The 18,974-nt window shown below is 40.5% G+C and carries 16 protein-coding genes and 11 tRNA genes; 5 read left to right on the forward strand and 22 right to left on the reverse strand.

Annotated elements, in window-relative coordinates:
• Nucleotides 1–2 precede the first annotated feature (2 nt).
• The 5 genes from lnt to miaB all read right to left on the reverse strand — a co-directional run bounded on the left by lnt (nt 3) and on the right by miaB (nt 5,542).
• Nucleotides 3–1,526 carry an apolipoprotein N-acyltransferase gene (lnt, locus tag ACLKML_RS15455; RefSeq protein WP_413285906.1) on the reverse strand — a complete coding sequence of 508 codons (1,524 nt, stop codon included), beginning with the start codon at nt 1,524–1,526 and terminating at the stop codon, nt 3–5.
• Between the two features lie 25 nt (nt 1,527–1,551).
• The gene (corC, locus tag ACLKML_RS15460) at nt 1,552–2,448 is read right to left on the reverse strand and encodes a CNNM family magnesium/cobalt transport protein CorC (RefSeq protein WP_413283946.1); all 897 of its coding nucleotides are present in this window, start codon (nt 2,446–2,448) and stop codon (nt 1,552–1,554) included.
• 38 nt (nt 2,449–2,486) lie between these two features.
• Nucleotides 2,487–2,948 (reverse strand): rRNA maturation RNase YbeY, encoded by a 462-nt coding sequence (ybeY, locus tag ACLKML_RS15465; protein ID WP_413283947.1) that lies wholly within the window; start codon nt 2,946–2,948, stop codon nt 2,487–2,489.
• A 14-nt stretch (nt 2,949–2,962) separates the two neighbouring features.
• Nucleotides 2,963–4,030 carry a PhoH family protein gene (locus tag ACLKML_RS15470; RefSeq protein WP_413283948.1) on the reverse strand — a complete coding sequence of 356 codons (1,068 nt, stop codon included), beginning with the start codon at nt 4,028–4,030 and terminating at the stop codon, nt 2,963–2,965.
• 87 nt (nt 4,031–4,117) lie between these two features.
• Nucleotides 4,118–5,542, reverse strand: coding sequence for a tRNA (N6-isopentenyl adenosine(37)-C2)-methylthiotransferase MiaB (miaB, locus tag ACLKML_RS15475; protein ID WP_413283949.1), 1,425 nt, complete (start codon nt 5,540–5,542; stop codon nt 4,118–4,120).
• 263 nt (nt 5,543–5,805) lie between these two features.
• Between miaB and ACLKML_RS15480 the strand changes: the two genes are divergently transcribed.
• A complete protein-coding gene (locus tag ACLKML_RS15480) occupies nt 5,806–6,960 on the forward strand; it encodes a 2-octaprenyl-3-methyl-6-methoxy-1,4-benzoquinol hydroxylase (protein ID WP_413283950.1) in 1,155 nt (384 codons plus the stop codon).
• A 211-nt stretch (nt 6,961–7,171) separates the two neighbouring features.
• On the opposite strand, the gene ACLKML_RS15485 is transcribed toward ACLKML_RS15480, so the two are convergent.
• The 17 genes from ACLKML_RS15485 to lolB all read right to left on the reverse strand — a co-directional run bounded on the left by ACLKML_RS15485 (nt 7,172) and on the right by lolB (nt 15,098).
• Nucleotides 7,172–7,903 carry a hypothetical protein gene (locus ACLKML_RS15485; protein WP_413283951.1) on the reverse strand — a complete coding sequence of 244 codons (732 nt, stop codon included), beginning with the start codon at nt 7,901–7,903 and terminating at the stop codon, nt 7,172–7,174.
• A gap of 679 nt (nt 7,904–8,582) precedes the next feature.
• Nucleotides 8,583–8,657: transfer RNA gene (locus tag ACLKML_RS15490), tRNA-Gln, on the reverse strand.
• Between the two features lie 8 nt (nt 8,658–8,665).
• Nucleotides 8,666–8,750: transfer RNA gene (locus tag ACLKML_RS15495), tRNA-Leu, on the reverse strand.
• Between the two features lie 263 nt (nt 8,751–9,013).
• Nucleotides 9,014–9,088 (reverse strand) — tRNA-Gln (locus ACLKML_RS15500).
• An 8-nt stretch (nt 9,089–9,096) separates the two neighbouring features.
• A tRNA-Leu gene (locus ACLKML_RS15505) sits at nt 9,097–9,181 on the reverse strand.
• A 263-nt stretch (nt 9,182–9,444) separates the two neighbouring features.
• A tRNA-Gln gene (locus tag ACLKML_RS15510) sits at nt 9,445–9,519 on the reverse strand.
• An 8-nt stretch (nt 9,520–9,527) separates the two neighbouring features.
• Nucleotides 9,528–9,612, reverse strand: a tRNA-Leu gene (locus ACLKML_RS15515).
• 25 nt (nt 9,613–9,637) lie between these two features.
• Nucleotides 9,638–9,722: transfer RNA gene (locus ACLKML_RS15520), tRNA-Leu, on the reverse strand.
• 57 nt (nt 9,723–9,779) lie between these two features.
• Nucleotides 9,780–9,856: transfer RNA gene (locus tag ACLKML_RS15525), tRNA-Met, on the reverse strand.
• A gap of 308 nt (nt 9,857–10,164) precedes the next feature.
• Nucleotides 10,165–10,239 (reverse strand) — tRNA-Gln (locus ACLKML_RS15530).
• Nucleotides 10,240–10,247: 8 nt separating this feature from the next.
• A tRNA-Leu gene (locus tag ACLKML_RS15535) sits at nt 10,248–10,332 on the reverse strand.
• Nucleotides 10,333–10,384: 52 nt separating this feature from the next.
• Nucleotides 10,385–10,461, reverse strand: a tRNA-Met gene (locus tag ACLKML_RS15540).
• Between the two features lie 262 nt (nt 10,462–10,723).
• Nucleotides 10,724–11,815, reverse strand: coding sequence for a redox-regulated ATPase YchF (ychF, locus tag ACLKML_RS15545; RefSeq protein ID WP_317718731.1), 1,092 nt, complete (start codon nt 11,813–11,815; stop codon nt 10,724–10,726).
• A gap of 10 nt (nt 11,816–11,825) precedes the next feature.
• Complete coding sequence (gene pth, locus ACLKML_RS15550; RefSeq protein ID WP_413283952.1) at nt 11,826–12,416, reverse strand: aminoacyl-tRNA hydrolase; 591 nt, start codon at nt 12,414–12,416, stop codon at nt 11,826–11,828.
• Nucleotides 12,417–12,631: 215 nt separating this feature from the next.
• A complete protein-coding gene (locus ACLKML_RS15555) occupies nt 12,632–13,576 on the reverse strand; it encodes a ribose-phosphate pyrophosphokinase (protein WP_317718733.1) in 945 nt (314 codons plus the stop codon).
• Nucleotides 13,577–13,629: 53 nt separating this feature from the next.
• Nucleotides 13,630–14,496, reverse strand: a complete 867-nt coding sequence (gene ispE / locus ACLKML_RS15560) for a 4-(cytidine 5'-diphospho)-2-C-methyl-D-erythritol kinase (RefSeq protein WP_413283953.1) — start codon at nt 14,494–14,496, stop codon at nt 13,630–13,632.
• A gap of 2 nt (nt 14,497–14,498) precedes the next feature.
• On the reverse strand, nt 14,499–15,098 hold the full coding sequence (gene lolB / locus ACLKML_RS15565; protein ID WP_413283954.1) for a lipoprotein insertase outer membrane protein LolB: 600 nt from the start codon (nt 15,096–15,098) through the stop codon (nt 14,499–14,501).
• A gap of 159 nt (nt 15,099–15,257) precedes the next feature.
• Between lolB and hemA the strand changes: the two genes are divergently transcribed.
• Genes hemA through ACLKML_RS15585 form a run of 4 tightly spaced genes read left to right on the forward strand, consistent with a single transcriptional unit; the run spans nt 15,258 to nt 18,971 of the window.
• Nucleotides 15,258–16,523 (forward strand): glutamyl-tRNA reductase, encoded by a 1,266-nt coding sequence (gene hemA / locus ACLKML_RS15570; RefSeq protein WP_413283955.1) that lies wholly within the window; start codon nt 15,258–15,260, stop codon nt 16,521–16,523.
• A gap of 8 nt (nt 16,524–16,531) precedes the next feature.
• Nucleotides 16,532–17,620: a peptide chain release factor 1 gene (gene prfA, locus ACLKML_RS15575; RefSeq protein WP_413283956.1), complete on the forward strand. Its 1,089-nt coding sequence runs from the start codon at nt 16,532–16,534 to the stop codon at nt 17,618–17,620.
• A gap of 18 nt (nt 17,621–17,638) precedes the next feature.
• Entirely contained in the window at nt 17,639–18,571 is a 933-nt protein-coding gene (gene prmC, locus ACLKML_RS15580; RefSeq protein ID WP_413283957.1) for a peptide chain release factor N(5)-glutamine methyltransferase, read from the forward strand.
• 16 nt (nt 18,572–18,587) lie between these two features.
• Nucleotides 18,588–18,971, forward strand: a complete 384-nt coding sequence (locus ACLKML_RS15585; protein WP_413283958.1) for a SirB2 family protein — start codon at nt 18,588–18,590, stop codon at nt 18,969–18,971.
• Nucleotides 18,972–18,974: the final 3 nt, after the last annotated feature.

The following is an 18,974-nucleotide window of genomic DNA, read 5'->3' on the forward strand; positions in this document are numbered from 1 at the left end:
GGTTAGCGATTTTTTCCTAAGCGCAGAGTGTTAATCATTATGCATAACACTGAGAATAAGATAAAGCCTATAACGGGCCAATCACCAACAATCAAATAAGGCGTTTTGCCTTTAGTTGACATCACCTCTGCACGTAGTACTTCGGTGGAAAATTGTGGTACTTGAGCGATTATTTTACCGCGGTAATCGGTGATAGCGGTTACGCCGTTATTGGTGGCTCTAATGACCGGTTTTCCGGTTTCTAACGCTCTCATTTGAGCGATTTCCATATGCTGAAGCGGTCCGATAGAATCACCAAACCAAGCATCATTAGATAAAGTAAGTATGAAGTCAGTGTCGTTATGAATATTCTGCCTGACTTGCCCACCAAAAATAATTTCGTAACACAGTGCTGTTACTAAATGTTTACCTTTAGCAATAATATTGTCCTGTACAAAATCACCACGGTTAAATGATGACATTGGCAAATTAAAAAACGGTGCTATAGGGCGGAGTATGTCGGCAAAAGGAACAAATTCACCGAATGGCAGCAAGTGATGTTTGTTGTAGCGTGGTTGGGTTTGATAGTTATATTCACCAGAGTCGTTATCACCTAAAGTGATAACACTGTTGTAATAATGACCAGATAAGTTTTGCGTGATCACGCCAGTGATAAGTGCGGTTTGGTTGTTACGAGCCGCTTTGTCTACATTGAGTAAAAAAGCAGGCAGTTCTCTTTCTAGAGCGGGTATGGCTGCTTCTGGCCACACAATAATATCTGCGTCCCAGTTGACTCTACTTAAATCCAAAAACTTCATCAATGTTGGCATTCTTTCGCTCGGTAGCCATTTTTTTTCTTGTGCAATATTGCCCTGAATTAACGCGAAAGAGGTAAGGGTAGATTTATCCGGTGTGACCCAATGGGTAGATTTAAGCCCATAAGAACTGATAAAAATAACCAATGGCAAAATAAGCATTATTGGCTTCTTCTGAATGATAGCATAAGTGATGCTAGCAGCAGATAATACCAGCGATAAGGTGATAAGTTGCACGCCACCAATAGGAGCCAGATTGGATAACGGTGATTCAATTTGGCTATAGCCGAGCCAAAGCCAAGGGAAGCCAGTGAAAACCCATCCTCTTGCCCAATCTACTAATAACCATAGAGAAGGGGTAGCGAGCAGATAGCGAATGGCATTGTGTCGTGGGAAAAAACGATTAAGTAGAGTAGCGAAAATTGCTGGATAAAGAGCAAGATAGCTCACCAACAATAGCATTAACAATAGACTAGCAGCTTTTGGCATGCCGCCAAAAGTATCAATACTGATATGCACCCAACTGATACCAACTGCAAATTGGCCAAAGCCCCACATAAAGCCAGTAAAGGCGACTGCTTTATGTGGCTGTTTAGCGATCAGTAGCAGTAATAACAGTGGGCTAATGATGGCAATTGGCCAAAGCTGAAAAGGAGCGAATGCGAGTGTGGTTGAGCCGCCAATAAAAGCGGCCAGTAAAGGCCGCAGTAGGCGATGAGCTTGTTTTGTCATCATTGTTTCTTATGTTTGAAGCTGATTATTCTTGTTCGGTGTCGGCAACGTGTGTTTCATCAGGAATGGTGACTTGTAGCTGTATAATTCTACGATTGTCCGCAGCACTTACTTTGAATATGTAGTTGCCTATTTCGACCGTTTCACCTCTTGACGGTAAATGACCAAAGCTCGTCATCACCATTCCGCCAATGGTGTCCACTTCGTCATCGTTGAAATTAGTGCCAAATAGTTCGTTAAATTGCTCAATAGTCGCTAGTGCTTTAACGGCGAAAGTATGCTTGCTGAGTTGACGAATATCTTCTTCTTCCTCGTCATCAAACTCATCTTCTATTTCACCAACAATTTCTTCTAGAATATCTTCAATGGTCACTAGTCCTGACACACCACCAAATTCATCAACGACAATCGCCATATGATAGCGCTCTTCGCGAAATTCTTTTAATAATCTATCCACTCGCTTACTTTCAGGTACCACGACGGCCTGACGTATTACTTCGCTGATTTCAAATTCTGTGCTACCAGATCCTAAATATTTGAGTAGGTCCTTTGCTAATAGAATGCCTTCGACATGGTCTTTATCTTCACTAATTACAGGATAACGCGAGTGAGAAGCTTCTGTAATTAGAGTGACGAGCTCGTCAAGATTTTGTTCTTTATCGGCGGTGACCATTTGAGAACGCGGTATCATAATATCTCTTACACGCATTTCTGCTATTTCCATCACACCTTCGAGCATATCTCTTGTGTCGTGGTCGATAAGGTCATTTACTTCTGAGTCTCGTATTACGTCTACAAGCTCTTGGCGGTCTTTAGGTTCACCCTGAAATATTTGACCTAGGCGTTCAAAGAAGGACTTTCTACTCGGACCTTCTGATTTACTACTATTCCCTTCTGAACTGGGAGAGTTTTCGTCGTTCATGGTTTCTCGTACGTTTGCGCTATCAGATGTGTGATAGCTCACTTTTCATCGATATAAGGGTCATCAAAGCCTAAATTTAGCAGAATTTCAGCTTCGAGAGATTCCATCTCTTCGGCTTCCTCATCGTCGATATGATCATAACCTAGCAGATGAAGAGTGCCATGTACAACCATATGCGCCCAATGAGCGTTTAAGGTTTTATTTTGTTGCAGAGCTTCGGTTTCAACCACTTGTTGGCAGATAATGAGATCGCCTAACAGGTTTATTTCTACTTCTGGTGGAGCTTCAAATGGAAAAGACAGCACATTAGTTGGTTTATCTTTGCCACGATAGTCACGATTAAGTTGTTGGCTCTCTTGATTATCGACAATACGTATAGTGACTTCAGCCTCTGGTTGAAACAGAGTGACTGCAGCAGAAAGCCAACGTTGAAAGTCATTTTCGGTCGGTATATTTTGGCTATTTTCTACTGCAAGTTGTAGATCTAGTTCAATCGTCATTGTTTTCTTCCGGCTTAATCCGATTTTGTGGCATCGAGAAGACGTGCATCACGTTCTTCGTTTCGACGTTTTTCCATCGCCTTACGAGCTTTTTGGTCGTTTGCTTCCCATTTTTCATAAGCATTGACGATTCGAGCGACAACGGGGTGCCTTACAACATCGTCGGCTTGGAAAAAGTTGAAACTAATTTCCTCTACTTCAGACAATACTTCGATTGCATGACGTAATCCTGATTTTGCTCCTCTCGGTAAATCAATTTGTGTCACATCACCAGTGATCACTGCTCGAGAATTAAAGCCTATACGAGTCAAAAACATTTTCATCTGTTCTACTGTGGTATTTTGACTTTCATCAAGGATAATAAACGCGTCATTAAGTGTTCGGCCGCGCATATAAGCCAAAGGTGCCACTTCGATCACATTTCTTTCGATCAGCTTTTCAACTTTTTCGAAGCCGAGCATTTCAAACAGAGCGTCATAAAGAGGACGTAAGTAAGGATCAACTTTTTGACTTAGATCGCCAGGTAGAAAACCCAGTTTCTCACCCGCTTCTACTGCAGGGCGAGTTAATAAAATACGGCGGACTTCTTGGCGTTCTAATGCATCAACAGCGGCAGCGACAGCAAGGTATGTTTTACCTGTACCAGCAGGGCCAATACCATAACTGATATCGTGCGTGACCATATTCACTAAATATTGAGCTTGGTTTTCAGTACGAGGTTTAATCACCCCTTTTTTTGTTTTTATAAAAACTTCTTTACCGTGTTCAATAATTGCGTCAGTGCTTTGCTCTAATACGCCAGATTCTTTTATCGCTAAATGAATTTGTTCTGGTTCAATATCTGGGATATTGCCTCTGACCGGAGCGGTATCTACATAGATGGATTTTATTATATCTAGCGCAGCGGCAGCGGTATGAGGTTTACCTACTATCGAAAATGCATTTCCTCGATAGTTAATCTCCACACCTAACCTGCGTTCTAAGTGCTTAATATTGTCATCGAATGGGCCGCAAAGGCTAGATAGACGATGATTATCGGAAGGTTCTAGATTTATTTCTAGAGTCACAATTTTATTGCTCAATTTCGCCTCTCATTATTGCCCGTAATTCAGTGATAAATGGGCTTGGAGCCCGATAAAAACCGAGCTCAAGTTTAATGTTAAGATAGCTTAAGGTGTAAATGTTGCAACACCTAATTCGTCTTCTTTACGTGATTTTTTCATCATTTCTACAGGAGATGTTGCTATACGTAATTGCATTTCTTTTTCGGTGCGAACGAGCTCACCACGAAGTGAGTTAGAAAATACATCGGTAATTTTGACATCAACAAATTGACCAATAAGGTCGGCTGAACCTTCAAAATTTACTACCCGATTATTTTCTGTTCGAGCACGTAATTCCATGAGATCTTTTTTCGACGGCCCTTCTACTAATACTCTTTGCTCCGTTCCTAGCATTAAACGAGAATAGCGCATTGCTTGACTGTTTATTTGTTGTTGTAACTCGGACAAACGATCTTTTTTCTCTTGCTCTGGCAAGTCGCAAGGGTAGTCTGCAGCAGGTGTTCCTGGACGAGCGGAGAAGATAAAGCTGAAGCTCATATCAAAATCAACATCTCGAATTAGCTTCATAGTGTCTTGGAAGTCTTTATCTGTTTCGCCAGGGAAGCCAACAATAAAGTCGGAGCTAATTTGAATATCTGGGCGAGCTTTACGCAACTTACGTATGATAGACTTATATTCAATCGCGGTATGTGGTCGTTTCATCATAGTAAGAATACGATCAGATCCACTTTGAACAGGAAGGTGTAAGAAACTCACTAGTTCAGGTGTATCTTCATAAACCGCAATGATATCGTCAGTAAATTCTAATGGATGGCTGGTCGTGAAGCGCAGACGATCAATACCATCGATTGAAGCAACCAGTCTGAGTAAATCAGCAAAAGAACAAATATCGCCATCATGAGTTGGTCCACGATAAGCGTTCACATTTTGTCCTAATAAGTTAACTTCTCGTACCCCTTGCTCAGCAAGTTGAGCCACTTCATAGAGAACATCATCCATAGGACGACTAACCTCTTCGCCGCGAGTATATGGTACGACGCAGTATGTACAGTATTTAGAACAGCCTTCCATGATGGAAACAAAAGCGGTTGCGCCTTCTGCACGCGGTTCGGGTAAATTATCGAATTTTTCAATTTCTGGGAATGAAATATCCATAACAGGCGCATGATCACTTTGTGACGATTTGATCATTTCTGGAAGACGGTGCAGCGTTTGTGGGCCAAAAATCACATCAACAAACGAGGCGCGTTCTCTTATATGTTTGCCTTCTTGAGTAGCAACACAGCCACCCACACCAATGACAACACCAGGTTTTTTATCTTTTAGTGTTTTCCAACGGCCAAGCTGATGAAAGACTTTTTCTTGTGCCTTTTCACGAATAGAGCAGGTATTAAGAAGTAAGACATCAGCCTCTTCTGGAATTTCGGTTAGCTCATAACCGTTGGCGGCATTAAGCAAATCGGCCATTTTTGATGAATCGTATTCGTTCATCTGGCAACCCCAAGTTTTTATCAGCAGTTTCTTACTCATTTTACATTCGCTCGTTTTCAGTGTTCAATCTAGAAAGCATAGTGCTCGTAATTATAGTGCCAATAACGTGGCAAGCCGCGTATTGTACTGCTTTAAAAACCGCCTGACCAGTGCTTGACTAAATGAATTCTAAAACGGTGGTTTTAACCTTATTATACAGATAGCCTATAGATATACTTGATAGCAACCTCGTTATTTGCCTACGTTATTGAGTAAGATGCATGTAGGATTATGTTAATGCCAACAAGAGATGAATAGAAAAGATGCAAGAGTATGATTTAGTTGTTATTGGTGGTGGGATGACGGGTGCTGCTTTCGCTTTGGGGGCAGGAAAGCAAGGTAAAAAAGTGGCATTGATTGAAGGAGTAAGACCTCAGCCGTATGAAGCCACTCAGCCAATGGACATTAGAGTCTCGGCTATTTCACTCGCTTCTATTGAATTACTCAAGTCATTGCAATGTTGGGCTGACATCGAGGCGATGAGAGTGACACCCTATCGTCGACTAGAAACGTGGGAGCAACCAGAATGTCGGACTACATTTTCCGCTGACGATTTAGGCGTCGATATTCTTGGTTATATGGTCGAGAATAGGCTGATCCAGCTAGGGTTGTGGGCGCAAATAGAGCAACAAGATAATATCACGCTGTTTTGTCCCGATAGTATGAAAACCATGTGTTTTTCTGATACGCACAATATAGTTACGCTCGAATCTGGGCGTGAACTAAAGTGTTCATTGGTTGTGGGGGCTGATGGTGCAAATTCAAACGTTCGCAGTTGTGCTGGTATTGGTTTAACGGCTTGGGATTATAGACAAGCTTGCATGCTTATTAATGTTGAAACTGAAAAAGAACAGCAAGATATTACTTGGCAATGGTTTACGCCACATGGACCTAGATCGTTTTTACCTTTGCAAGGTAAGCAAGGTTCATTAGTTTGGTACGACAAACCAAGTCGAGTTCGACAACTTGTCGCTATGCCCAAAGAAAAACTTGCTGATCAAATTCATACCCATTTCCCACCTGAGTTAGGTAATGTTCGTGTTTTACAAGCAGGCTCATTTCCGCTAGTTCGTCGTCATGCCCAATGTTACTTTAAGAATCGTTGCGTATTGGTTGGGGATTCTGCCCACACCATTAATCCGTTAGCAGGACAGGGCGTTAATTTAGGCTTCAAAGATGTAAAAGTACTATTAGAGATTTTAGCCACTAAAGAATGGCAATCAGAAGCGTGTTTACTTGCATATGAAAAAAGACGAAGGCTTGATAACTTGGTGATGCAATCGGGAATGGATTTTTTCTATAAAACGTTCAGTAATGACATTGCACCGATAAAATTTGCCAGAAATGCCGCATTGAAAATAGCTAACACAACGGGACCTATAAAGAATAAGGTACTGAAATACGCACTAGGTTTGTAACGAATTTTTATGCCAATGTGCTGATCGGATATTTATATTTTTCAAGGTAGGGTAAACATACCTTGAAAAATTTCTTGTGCAGAAAAATATTCATTGGCAGTCCACAGTTGTTATTGGTGTTACTTCATATTTGTCATCTTAAAATACCCACATCAACCCAACAGAATAAGTAGGCGTGTTGTAATAATTGTTATTTTCATAAAGTGTTTTTTCAATTAAATATGAGTTCATTAACATTGCTTTTTCCATAAAAAGCAACGCTGTAAGGCAACCAAAATTGAGCCTCAAGACTCAAGGGGTGCACGCCTCCTATTCCTAACAACGGATTTTCTAAAGATAATTCTGTTTGTGTATTATTTTGATTACTCATATTTAAAAACAATTCTGCTAAATAAATTAAACCTACAACGGATACCGAAACGACCAGTTGATCAGATTTTTTGGCTTTTTCATTAATAGAAATATGATTTTTCCCTGAATGACTATATGAAAATAAGGGCATCAGCTCATCTTTGTAATTGTTATCTTTATGACCTTTTTGAGGTGTGTAATCGTAAGATTTGTAGGCTTCTTTTTGCTCAAATTCTAAACCATATATCTCATTTTCACTTGCTCGTTCTAGGTATAAATAAAGAGTGTTAATCTCTGATTGAGCTTGGGTAATATGTATTGTCACATAAGATTGTTGGCTAAACAGCAATTCGAATAACAAAATGCCCACAGCGGTGCAGTCTTCCTTGTGGGCATACCAATGCACGCTTGGTATATTATGTCCTAGTTCAAAAGGAGTATCATCGCAACCGCCATAACCGTGATTCCCTTTTCTAAATAACGTGTGGTGTAAGGCGATAGGCTTGGAAATGTCTAGCCCTGATATTCCTTTGGTTACAACTACGTTTTGGTCTTTTGTTAGGCTGGATATTTTTTCGATTAACTTGTTCATACATTCGTCGTTCACAATTGAATTTAATTACCTAGAATGATAGAGATATAACCAACCTCTAAACTACTCAGACTATTCGAACTAAACCGTCACTAGAGCTTAAATACAACGAACTTAGAAGTAATTAATAGTGATGTCGATGGCAGTAGACATTCGATGGAAACAACATCTCATTGATATTGTATAAAAACAGTGTGGTTAAACGGTAAGCTATTAACCGGTGATATTTTAACAGGACTAAGAAGCATTGTTATAAGGGAATGCTTTATATAAGAAGTTTTATTGATAAAGAGAATAGTTGGGTTACCTGTTGTTTTTAACAAAGAGGGAACCAGGGAATGCTTATATAAGAAATTTATTGATAAAGAGAATAGCTGGGTTACCTGTTGTTTTTAACAAAGAGGGAACCAGGGAATGCTTATATAAGAAATTTATTGAAAAAGAGAATAGCTGGGTTATCTGTTGTTTTTAACAAAGAGGGAACCAGGGAATGCTTTATATAAGAAATTTATTGATAAAGAGAATAGCTGGGTTATCTGTTGTTTTTAACAAAGAGGGAACCAGGGAATGCTTTATATAAGAAATTTATTGATAAAGAGAATAGCTGGGTTACCTGTTGTTTTTAACAAAGAGGGAACCAGGGAATGCTTTATATAAGAAGTTTTATTGAAAAAGAAAATGGCTGGGCTACCTGGATTCGAACCAGGGAATGCTGGCATCAAAAGCCAGTGCCTTACCGCTTGGCGATAGCCCAACAAAATATGGTGCGGAAGGAGAGACTTGAACTCTCACACCTTGCGGCGCCAGAACCTAAATCTGGTGCGTCTACCAATTCCGCCACTCCCGCGTATTTCGTATTCTAATCTGGTGAATTGGACCGGATTAGAAGTTGTAATAACTAAGCTAGGGGACTTAATTATTGCAGTGAAAATTAAATTCTTAATATCACTTTTTAAGATAATTGAGTTAGATGCTATTTTTATATTGTCTATTAGCAAATATCTCAACTACTTATAAAATAGTTAGGTTACCTGCTGTTTTTAACAAGAGTGAACCAGGGAATGCTGGCATCAATTGTCTATTAGCAAATATCTCAACCACCTGTAAAAATGGCTGGGCTACCTGGATTCGAACCAGGGAATGCTGGCATCAAAAGCCAGTGCCTTACCGCTTGGCGATAGCCCAACAAAATATGGTGCGGAAGGAGAGACTTGAACTCTCACACCTTGCGGCGCCAGAACCTAAATCTGGTGCGTCTACCAATTCCGCCACTCCCGCGTATTTCGTATTCTAATCTGGTGAATTGGACCGGATTAGAAGTTGTAATAACTAAGCTAGGGGACTTAATTATTGCAGTGAAAATTAAATTCTTAATATCACTTTTTAAGATAATTGAGCTAAATGCTATTTTCATATTGTCTATTAGCAAATATCTCAACCACTTGTAAGATAGTTGGGCTACCTGCCGTTTTTAACAAGAGTGAACCAGGGAATGCTGGCATCAATTGTCTATTAGCAAATATCTCAACCACCTGTAAAAATGGCTGGGCTACCTGGATTCGAACCAGGGAATGCTGGCATCAAAAGCCAGTGCCTTACCGCTTGGCGATAGCCCAACAAAATATGGTGCGGAAGGAGAGACTTGAACTCTCACACCTTGCGGCGCCAGAACCTAAATCTGGTGCGTCTACCAATTCCGCCACTCCCGCATATTTTGTTGTAGATAATTTGATATGGTGCGGAAGGAGAGACTTGAACTCTCACACCTTACGGCGCCAGAACCTAAATCTGGTGCGTCTACCAATTCCGCCACTTCCGCATTATCAACTATCTACTTTACTCTCTTGCTAATTAACAATAGCAAGCAAGTTAAAAATGGTGGCTACGACGGGATTTGAACCTGTGACCCCATCATTATGAGTGATGTGCTCTAACCAGCTGAGCTACGTAGCCATTTTGAACGAGCGAAACAATATAATATAAAGTAACGCTTTTTAACAGTACCAAAAGTACTTTTTATACTAATGATTGTAATATTTATTAAGTTTTTATCTCATAAATATCTTAACCACTTTTAATATGGTTGGGTTATCTGCTGTTTTTAACAAGAGGAAACCAGTGAATGCTGGTATCAACTTTCTATTAGCAAATATCTCAACCACTTATAAGATAGTTGGGCTACCTGCCGTTTTTAACAAGAGTGAACCAGGGAATGCTGGCATCAATTGTTTATTAGCAAATATCTCAACCACTTGTAAAAATGGCTGGGCTACCTGGATTCGAACCAGGGAATGCTGGCATCAAAAGCCAGTGCCTTACCGCTTGGCGATAGCCCAACAAAATATGGTGCGGAAGGAGAGACTTGAACTCTCACACCTTGCGGCGCCAGAACCTAAATCTGGTGCGTCTACCAATTCCGCCACTCCCGCAAATTTTGCTTAATTTCTAGATGAAAATCAATTCCATCTAAAAATAAAAATATGGTGGCTACGACGGGATTTGAACCTGTGACCCCATCATTATGAGTGATGTGCTCTAACCAGCTGAGCTACGTAGCCAAATTGTCATCAAACGCTGCGTTTAAGCTGCGATGAGAACGGAGCGCATTATGCTTATCTGCGAGAAAGTCGTCAACCTATTTTTTTAATAAATCGTGTTAAAAAGATTGTTCGCGGTTTTTTTAAACAAAGATGATTATATTTGGTTAAAAACTGACAAGTATTCTAGGTTTTGTGCGCTTAATTGTTTTTTCTAGATAAGATAAATAAAATAAAAAAACCACTTCAATGAAGTGGTTTTTTTAAATGTCGTGAGCTGATTTTATACATTGAACCGGAAATGAACAACGTCGCCATCTTTGACGATGTAATCTTTACCTTCTAGACGCCATTTACCTGCTTCTTTTGCGCCACTTTCGCCTTTAAATTGAATGAAATCTTCGTAACCAATTACTTCAGCACGAATGAAGCCTTTTTCAAAGTCGGTATGTATCTTACCAGCAGATTGTGGTGCGGTTGCACCAACAGGAATGGTCCATGCACGCACTTCTTTAACGCCAGCGGTAAAATAAGTCTGTAGAGTTAATAGTTCGTATCCGGAACGGATTACGCGGTTTAATCCCGGTTCTTCTATTCCCATATCTTCTAAAAATTCAGCACGGTCTTCGTCATCTAGTTCAGACAGTTCTGATTCTATAGCTGCACACACTGGTACTACCACGTTATTTTCTTTTTCAGCGTATTCACGTACTTGATCTAAATATGGATTGTCTTCAAAACCGTCTTCACTGACATTTGCGATGTACATTGTTGGTTTTAACGTTAAGAAGTTGAGATAATCGACAGCCTTCAATTCTTCTTTTGTTAATGAAACGGTTCGAGCCATTCCACCTTCTGTTAATACCGGAAGAAGCTTTTCTAGTACTGTGATTTCAAACTTAGCATCTTTATCGCCACCTTTAGCTCGCTTGGCTTGACGTTGAAGCGCTCTTTCACAACTGTCTAGATCTGCAAGGGCAAGTTCTAAATTGATTATTTCAATGTCGTCAAGTGGTGATATTTTTCCTGCTACGTGTACGATGTTTTCGTTTTCAAAACAGCGAACTACATGACCAATTGCATCGGTTTCACGTATGTTTGCTAGAAACTTGTTTCCTAGCCCTTCGCCTTTTGACGCTCCTGCTACGAGGCCAGCAATATCAACAAATTCCATTGTGGTTGGAAGTATCTTCTGCGGGTTAACGATCTCTGCTAGGGCGTCTAAGCGTAGATCTGGAACTGGAACGATGCCAGTATTTGGCTCGATAGTACAAAATGGAAAGTTTGCTGCTTCAATACCCGCTTTGGTCAGCGCGTTAAACAGAGTTGACTTACCTACATTAGGTAGACCAACGATGCCACATTTAAAACCCATGATATAAACCTTATTCTGCTTTGAACGTATGTAAGCGATTTTGTGCTTTGGCTATGCCATCTTTAAGTAATATATCTAAGCTTCTCACAGATTCATCTACGACAGCGTCAATACATTCTTGTTCTTTTGATGGGGCTTTACCTAATACATAACCAGATACTCTATCTTTATGCCCCGGATGGCCGATGCCAATCCGTAAGCGGTAAAATTCTTTATTGTTACCCAGTTTACTTATCGTGTCTCGTAAGCCGTTGTGACCGCCGTGACCACCACCTTTTTTAAATTTACCGATGCCCGGAGGAAGATCTAACTCATCATGAGCAACCATGATTGCTTCGGCTTCAATTTGGTAAAATTTTGCCATTGCTGCCACTGCTTTACCTGATAAGTTCATGAAGGTCGTGGGTATCAGGAGTCTTAAATCTTCACCATTAACCATAATACGGCCAGTATAACCAAAGAACTTAGGCTCATTTTTTAGCGTAGCATTGTGGACGCGCGCTAATTCTTCAACAACCCATGCACCTGCATTGTGTCGAGTTTTTGCATACTCAGGGCCCGGATTTGCTAGACCTACGAGGAGTTTAATTTGTTGACTCACGATTAGCTCTCTCTCGGATTTTTAAAAAGCGCGGTATAGTAGCATAGAAATACGTGGTCATGCGAGATGTACACCGTGCTCTAGATGAAACAAAAAAACACCTCGCTAAGAGGTGTTTTTATAAACAGTAACGATTATCATAACTAATGAGTGACTATGGTGGCATTTTAGTTAAGTGTCTCTGTTTTTAGCTAACTAACTTGATCATAGTGCAATTAGTTAAACATAGCCGAAATAGACTCTTCGTTACTTATGCGACGAATAGCTTCAGCAAGCATACTTGATAAAGTTAATTGAGTTACTTTACCTGTGGCTGCCATTTCTTTTGAAAGTGTAATTGAATCAGTGATAATAACTTGATCTAGTACAGAGTTCTTGATGTTTTTCGCGGCGCTGCCAGAAAATACTGCATGAGTGGCATAAGCAAATACACGTTTAGCGCCACGTTCTTTAAGTGCTTCCGCAGCTTTACAAAGTGTGCCACCGGTATCAATCATGTCATCGACAATTACACAATCTCTGCCTTCAACTTCACCAATAAGGTTCATTACTTCAGATACGTTAGCACGAGGACGACGTTTGTCGACAATGGCTATATCGATATTGCCCAATGCTTTAGCGGTTGCGCGAGCTCGAACAACACCACCTAAATCTGGAGAAACAACAACTGGATCTTCTAAGCCACGGTTGGCCATATCTTCTAACAATACAGGAGTACCAAAAATGTTGTCTACTGGGACATCGAAGAAGCCTTGAATTTGTTCTGCGTGTAAGTCGATAGTTAATACGCGATCAACGCCAACGTTGGATAGGAAATCCGCCACTACTTTTGCTGTGATAGGCACACGAGCAGAGCGAACACGACGATCTTGACGAGCATAGCCGAAGTAAGGGATTACAGCGGTAATACGGCCAGCAGAAGCACGGCGCATCGCATCAATCATTACTACTAATTCCATTAAGTTGTCATTAGTAGGAGCACAAGTTGATTGGATGATGAATACATCACTACCACGAACATTTTCGTTTATTTGAACCGCTATTTCTCCATCAGAGAAACGGTCAACAGTAGCGTCACCAAGTGAAATATAGAGACGATCAGCAATACGTTGGGCTAGTTCAGGTGTAGCGTTACCAGCAAATAGCTTCATATCAGGCACAGTGGGAACCTCGGGGTTGCGTCCAGTTTTAAATTAGGTTGGGTGGTGGCTAGTTATTTATCATCTAGTGATTGGTAACTGGCTAATGTCTCGTATAGCGGGGAGGTGTTTTTCCCTTGGGCAATAAAGCTTGAGACTGTGTCAGGAAGTTTAGCACGAATTTCCTCCGCTTCGAATTTGTTATTAAATTCTGCAAACAGACATGAACCTGTGCCAGTCAATCTTGACGGCGCGTATTGTAGCAGCCATGAAAGTTGCTTATCAACCTCTGGATAAAGTAATCGCACGATTTTTTCGCAATCGTTTTCCTGTGATCCAGTTAACAGCTCAGATATAGCTCGTTTTGGTGTGTTTCTAGGTAAACTTGGATGAGAGAAAATTTTTGCGGTAGAAATGCTTACATCTGGTTTTACCACCAGATACCAGCTTTCTTTTGGCGATACTTTTTGCAATTGTTCGCCGATACCTTGTGCAAATGCCGAAAAACCATGCACAAAAACAGGTACATCAGCTCCTAGATGTAATCCAATGTCCGCTAATTGTTGTAAGGATAACTTCGATTGCCAAAGATAATTGAGTGCGACTAAAACGGTTGCTGCATTTGAAGAACCACCGCCGATACCACCGCCCATTGGTAATTTTTTGTCTAAATGGATATTGGCGCCGCATTCTGGTGGTACTTTCTGTTTTAATGCTTGGGTTGCTTTCCAAATTAAGTTGTCTTCCAATGCCACCCCTGCTAGATCGGGAGTGAGATGAACTTCACCACTTGAATTTGCTTCAATGGTAATAGTGTCGCCATAGTCGAGAAATTGAAACAGGGTCTGTAATTCATGGTAGCCGTCATTTCGTTGCGCGGTGATATATAAAAATAAATTCAGTTTAGCTGGAGATGGCCAGGTTGTTGATTGGGTGATCATGTTTAAAATTTCCACTTGGATACGACAATTTTAATTTTAGTATCGGTTGAATTTAACGTCATTTGATAAGGTAGCGGTAGCTGATTATGATCCTGATAACGATCATAATTTAATGTCCAGCTATTGTTCTCGTTGATTTTTTGTAAACTTTGAAGGGTATTTGTTTGGTTAAAAGTATAGGAGTCGGCTTGAATAGGCAGCCCTTTTATCCAATTTTGCATTTGTGTGACTGGAAAAATCAACCCAGTGAGGTTTGCTAAAAGAATATTAGCATCTTTATTTTCAAATATTTCATTATCGCTAGTGATCACTTTTGCACCTTCAGGACTTATCGTTAGTGTTAAAACGGTTGACCCTAGGAAGTTGATTAATCGTAGTTCACTTTTATCAGGGGTATGTGACCAATAAAAATTTAGGCTAATGCTCTCATCTGGGCTGCGATAGCCGATTTTTCCAGTGGCTTGAAATGATTGAATATTAATTAGCTTTTGGCGATGTTGCTCCCATTCTACGTTGGTTGCAGACTCTTCAGGTAGTGTGCTGCAAGCGAAAAGAAATAACAGCATACTTACAGATAAAATATATTGATTTAATTTTTTCATAACGATGGTTTATTGCGCAACTTTAGTAAGACTTTAGGGTTAACTATATCATCTAAATCACGAACTCATTAAAACATCACTCCGTCGCTCTTTCAATCGTCAGGCCCATCAAGTAAAATTCGTGCCTCAAATGTATTTTAACGTTGGATCTTTTATTTCATGTCCTTGCTTGCTATTGGTATCAATCACCATACAGCGTCGGTTGAGTTGCGAGAGAAGGTTGCTTTTTCCCCTGATAAATTAACAGAGGCGCATAAGCAACTGGAAGCAGACTCAAATATAAAAAGTGGTGTTATTGTGTCCACTTGTAATCGAACTGAGATCTATTTCGATGTTAAATCAAACGCGAAAAGCAAGGTTATTGACTGGTTGACACATTTTCATCAGGTTGAACCCGATGAACTTAAGTCCAGTTTATACGTGTACGAAGAACAAGCAGCCATTAAACATTTGATGCGAGTCTCTTGTGGCTTAGATTCGTTGGTATTAGGTGAGCCACAAATATTAGGTCAAGTGAAACAAGCCTACTCTAGTGCGAGAAGTTTAAAATCTGTAGATGGAACCATGGAAAAGCTTTTTCAAAAAACCTTTTCTGTGGCGAAAAGAGTAAGAACAGAAACTGAAATCGGTGGAAGTGCCGTATCGGTCGCCTATGCAGCTTGTACGCTTGCAAAACATATTTTTGAATCGTTAGCTAATTCGACTGTTTTACTGGTAGGCGCAGGGGAAACCATTGAATTAGTGGCGAAACATCTTACCGATAATGGTTGTGATAATATTATCGTTGCCAATAGAACGCGCGAGCGTGCATTGGGTCTCGCTGAAAAATTTAACGCTAATGTTATTAGCCTTGAAGAAATTCCTGATAATTTGCATCGAGCAGATATTGTCATTAGTTCTACCGCTAGCCCTTTGCCTATTATCGGCAAAGGAATGGTTGAATCAGCGTTAAAGCAACGTAAGCGTCAACCTATCCTTATTGTCGATATTGCCGTTCCAAGAGATGTGGAACAGCAAGTAGGGGACTTGAACGATATTTATCTTTATACTGTCGATGATTTACAATCAATCGTTAAGCAAAATATGGAACAACGCAAAGTTGAAGCCATTCAAGCAGAAGCGATAGTATCTGAAGAAAGTGCGGCTTTTATGACTTGGCTGCGTTCTCTTCAAGCCGTTGATAGTATAAGAGAGTTTAGAACGTCGGCGAATGCCGTTAGAGAAGAATTAATTGCTAAAAGCTTACAGTCATTGGCATCTGGCTGTGAACCAGAGCAGGTTTTACTTGAACTGAGTAATAAATTAACCAATAAATTGATCCATGCTCCCACTCGTGCTCTTCAATTGGCCGCGGAGCAAGGTGACCCAGATAAACTTTCTGTTATTAGACAGAGTATAGGTTTAGACGACCTACAACAAAATTAAAGAAGATTATGAAATCATCCATTCTGACTAAGCTTGAAACTCTCGTAGAGCGTTACGAAGAAGTTCAGCATTTACTTGGTGATCCTGATGTATTAGGTGACCAAAATAAATTTCGCGCACTTTCTAAAGAATATTCACAATTAGAAGAAGTGACTAAGTGTTTTCAAGCCTATCAGCAGGCTCAAGAGGATCTTTCTGCAGCGCAAGAAATGGCTAAAGAAGATGATGCCGAAATGCGTGAGATGGCTCAAGAAGAGATCAATGAAGCAAAAGCGGCAATCGAGCGGTTATCTGAAGAACTACAGATTTTGCTTATTCCTAAAGATCCTAATGATGAACGTAATTGCTTCTTAGAAATTCGAGCAGGAGCGGGCGGTGATGAAGCTGGTATCTTTGCGGGTGATTTATTCCGCATGTACAGTCGTTTTGCTGAGAAAAAAGGTTGGCGCATTGAAGTCATGAGCTCGAACGAATCTGAGCAAGGTGGTTACAAAGAAATGATAGCCAAAGTGAGTGGTGAAGGCGCTTTTGGTATTCTAAAATTTGAATCTGGTGGTCATCGTGTTCAACGTGTACCTGCTACTGAGTCGCAAGGTCGAGTTCATACCTCTGCTTGTACTTTAGCGGTAATGGCGGAAATACCGGAAGCTGATCTACCCGAAATCAAAAGTGCTGATTTGAAAATTGATACTTTTCGTTCCTCTGGCGCTGGTGGTCAGCACGTTAATACCACCGATTCAGCTATTCGTATTACTCACTTACCAACTGGCACGGTAGTAGAGTGTCAGGATGAACGTTCGCAACATAAAAATAAAGCCAAAGCAATGTCTGTACTTGCGGCTAGAATTATTCAAGCAGAGCAAGCAAGACGTGCAGAAGAAGTGTCTGATACTCGCCGTAACCTTCTAGGCTCCGGCGATAGAAGTGACCGTATTCGCACTTATAACTACCCACAGGGTCGTGTATCTGATCACCGTATCAATTTAACGTTGTACCGCTTGTCTGAAATTATGGAAGGTGATTTACAGAGTTTGGTTGATCCAGTTATTCAAGAGTATCAAGCGGACCAACTTGCTGCACTAGCAGAACATAATTAATAAAAGCTGCAGCGAACTATGGATAAAAATTCCTCTATTGAGGTGATATTAAAAACCGCAATCACTTCGTTAATTGAAAGCGGTAGTGATTCGCCTTCTTTAGATGCGTCAGTATTACTTTGCCATGTATTGGGACAGTCTCGTAGTTATCTCTTAACGTGGCCAGAAAAAACCTTATCCGAGGAGCAATATTTACATTTTATTGATCTTCTTCAACGTCGATTAACAGGCGAGCCCATCGCGTATATTACCGGTGAGAGAGAGTTTTGGTCATTGCCTCTAGCGGTTTCGCCATCGACGTTGATACCTCGGCCTGATACAGAACGTTTAGTTGAGGTAGCATTAACCAAACTTCCACAATCTGCGGCGTCTATTTTGGATTTAGGAACCGGTACAGGCGCGATTGCGTTAGCCCTTGCATCTGAATGTCCTCAGCACTATATAGTGGGTATCGACATTCAAATGGCCGCGATAGACTTGGCGCAAAAAAATGCCAAAAATCTGAGAATAGATAATGCTCAGTTCTTACACGGTAGTTGGTTTGAGCCACTTGAACGAAACGAACAAAAGCAACAGGCTAGTATTCATAATGATGGCGTTCACCACCGCCTTAGTCTAGGTAATGATAGTCGAATTAAATTTGCTACTATTGTATCTAATCCGCCATACATCCAAAAAAATGATCCTCATCTAACCGCGGGAGATGTAAGGTTTGAACCAAGCTCTGCTTTAGTCGCGCAAGATAATGGGCTGTCTGATATCCGGATTATTGCGACAGAAGCGGTAAATTACCTAGAAAACGACGGATGGTTGTTATTCGAACATGGTTTTGAACAAGGTAAGTTAGTTCGAGATATCATGTTGGGGTTAGGTTATACCCAAGTATCAACCGAACAAGATTACGCAGGTAATGATAGAGTGACTCTAGGTCAGTACTCATTCAATTCATGATAAAAGAGAATTCATAGTGTATTTAGCCATAAAAAACATTCATTTACTGTCCATTGCCATCAGCGCACTTTTGCTATCAATTCGTTATGTCTTGCTGATGTCTAATTCGCCAATAATTGAGAAGAAAGTATTAAAAGTTTTACCGCACATAGTTGATACCGTTTTACTGTTAAGTGGTATTGGGCTCATTATTACTTTGGGTTTTATACCATTTACGCCGGGTAATGAATGGTTTACAGAAAAAGTAACCTGTATTTTGGCGTATTTTGCATTAGGTTTTTTTGCATTACGTGTTGCTAACCATCGTTTAGTGCGTACTTTTGCATTTTTCGGCGCTCTGGGTTGGTTGTTGATGGCTGGCAATATCGCTATGACTAAAATACCAGCATTAATGGGGTAAACG

The organism is Vibrio sp. MA40-2, from assembly GCF_047302445.1.
Taxonomy (GTDB): Bacteria; Pseudomonadota; Gammaproteobacteria; order Enterobacterales; family Vibrionaceae; genus Vibrio.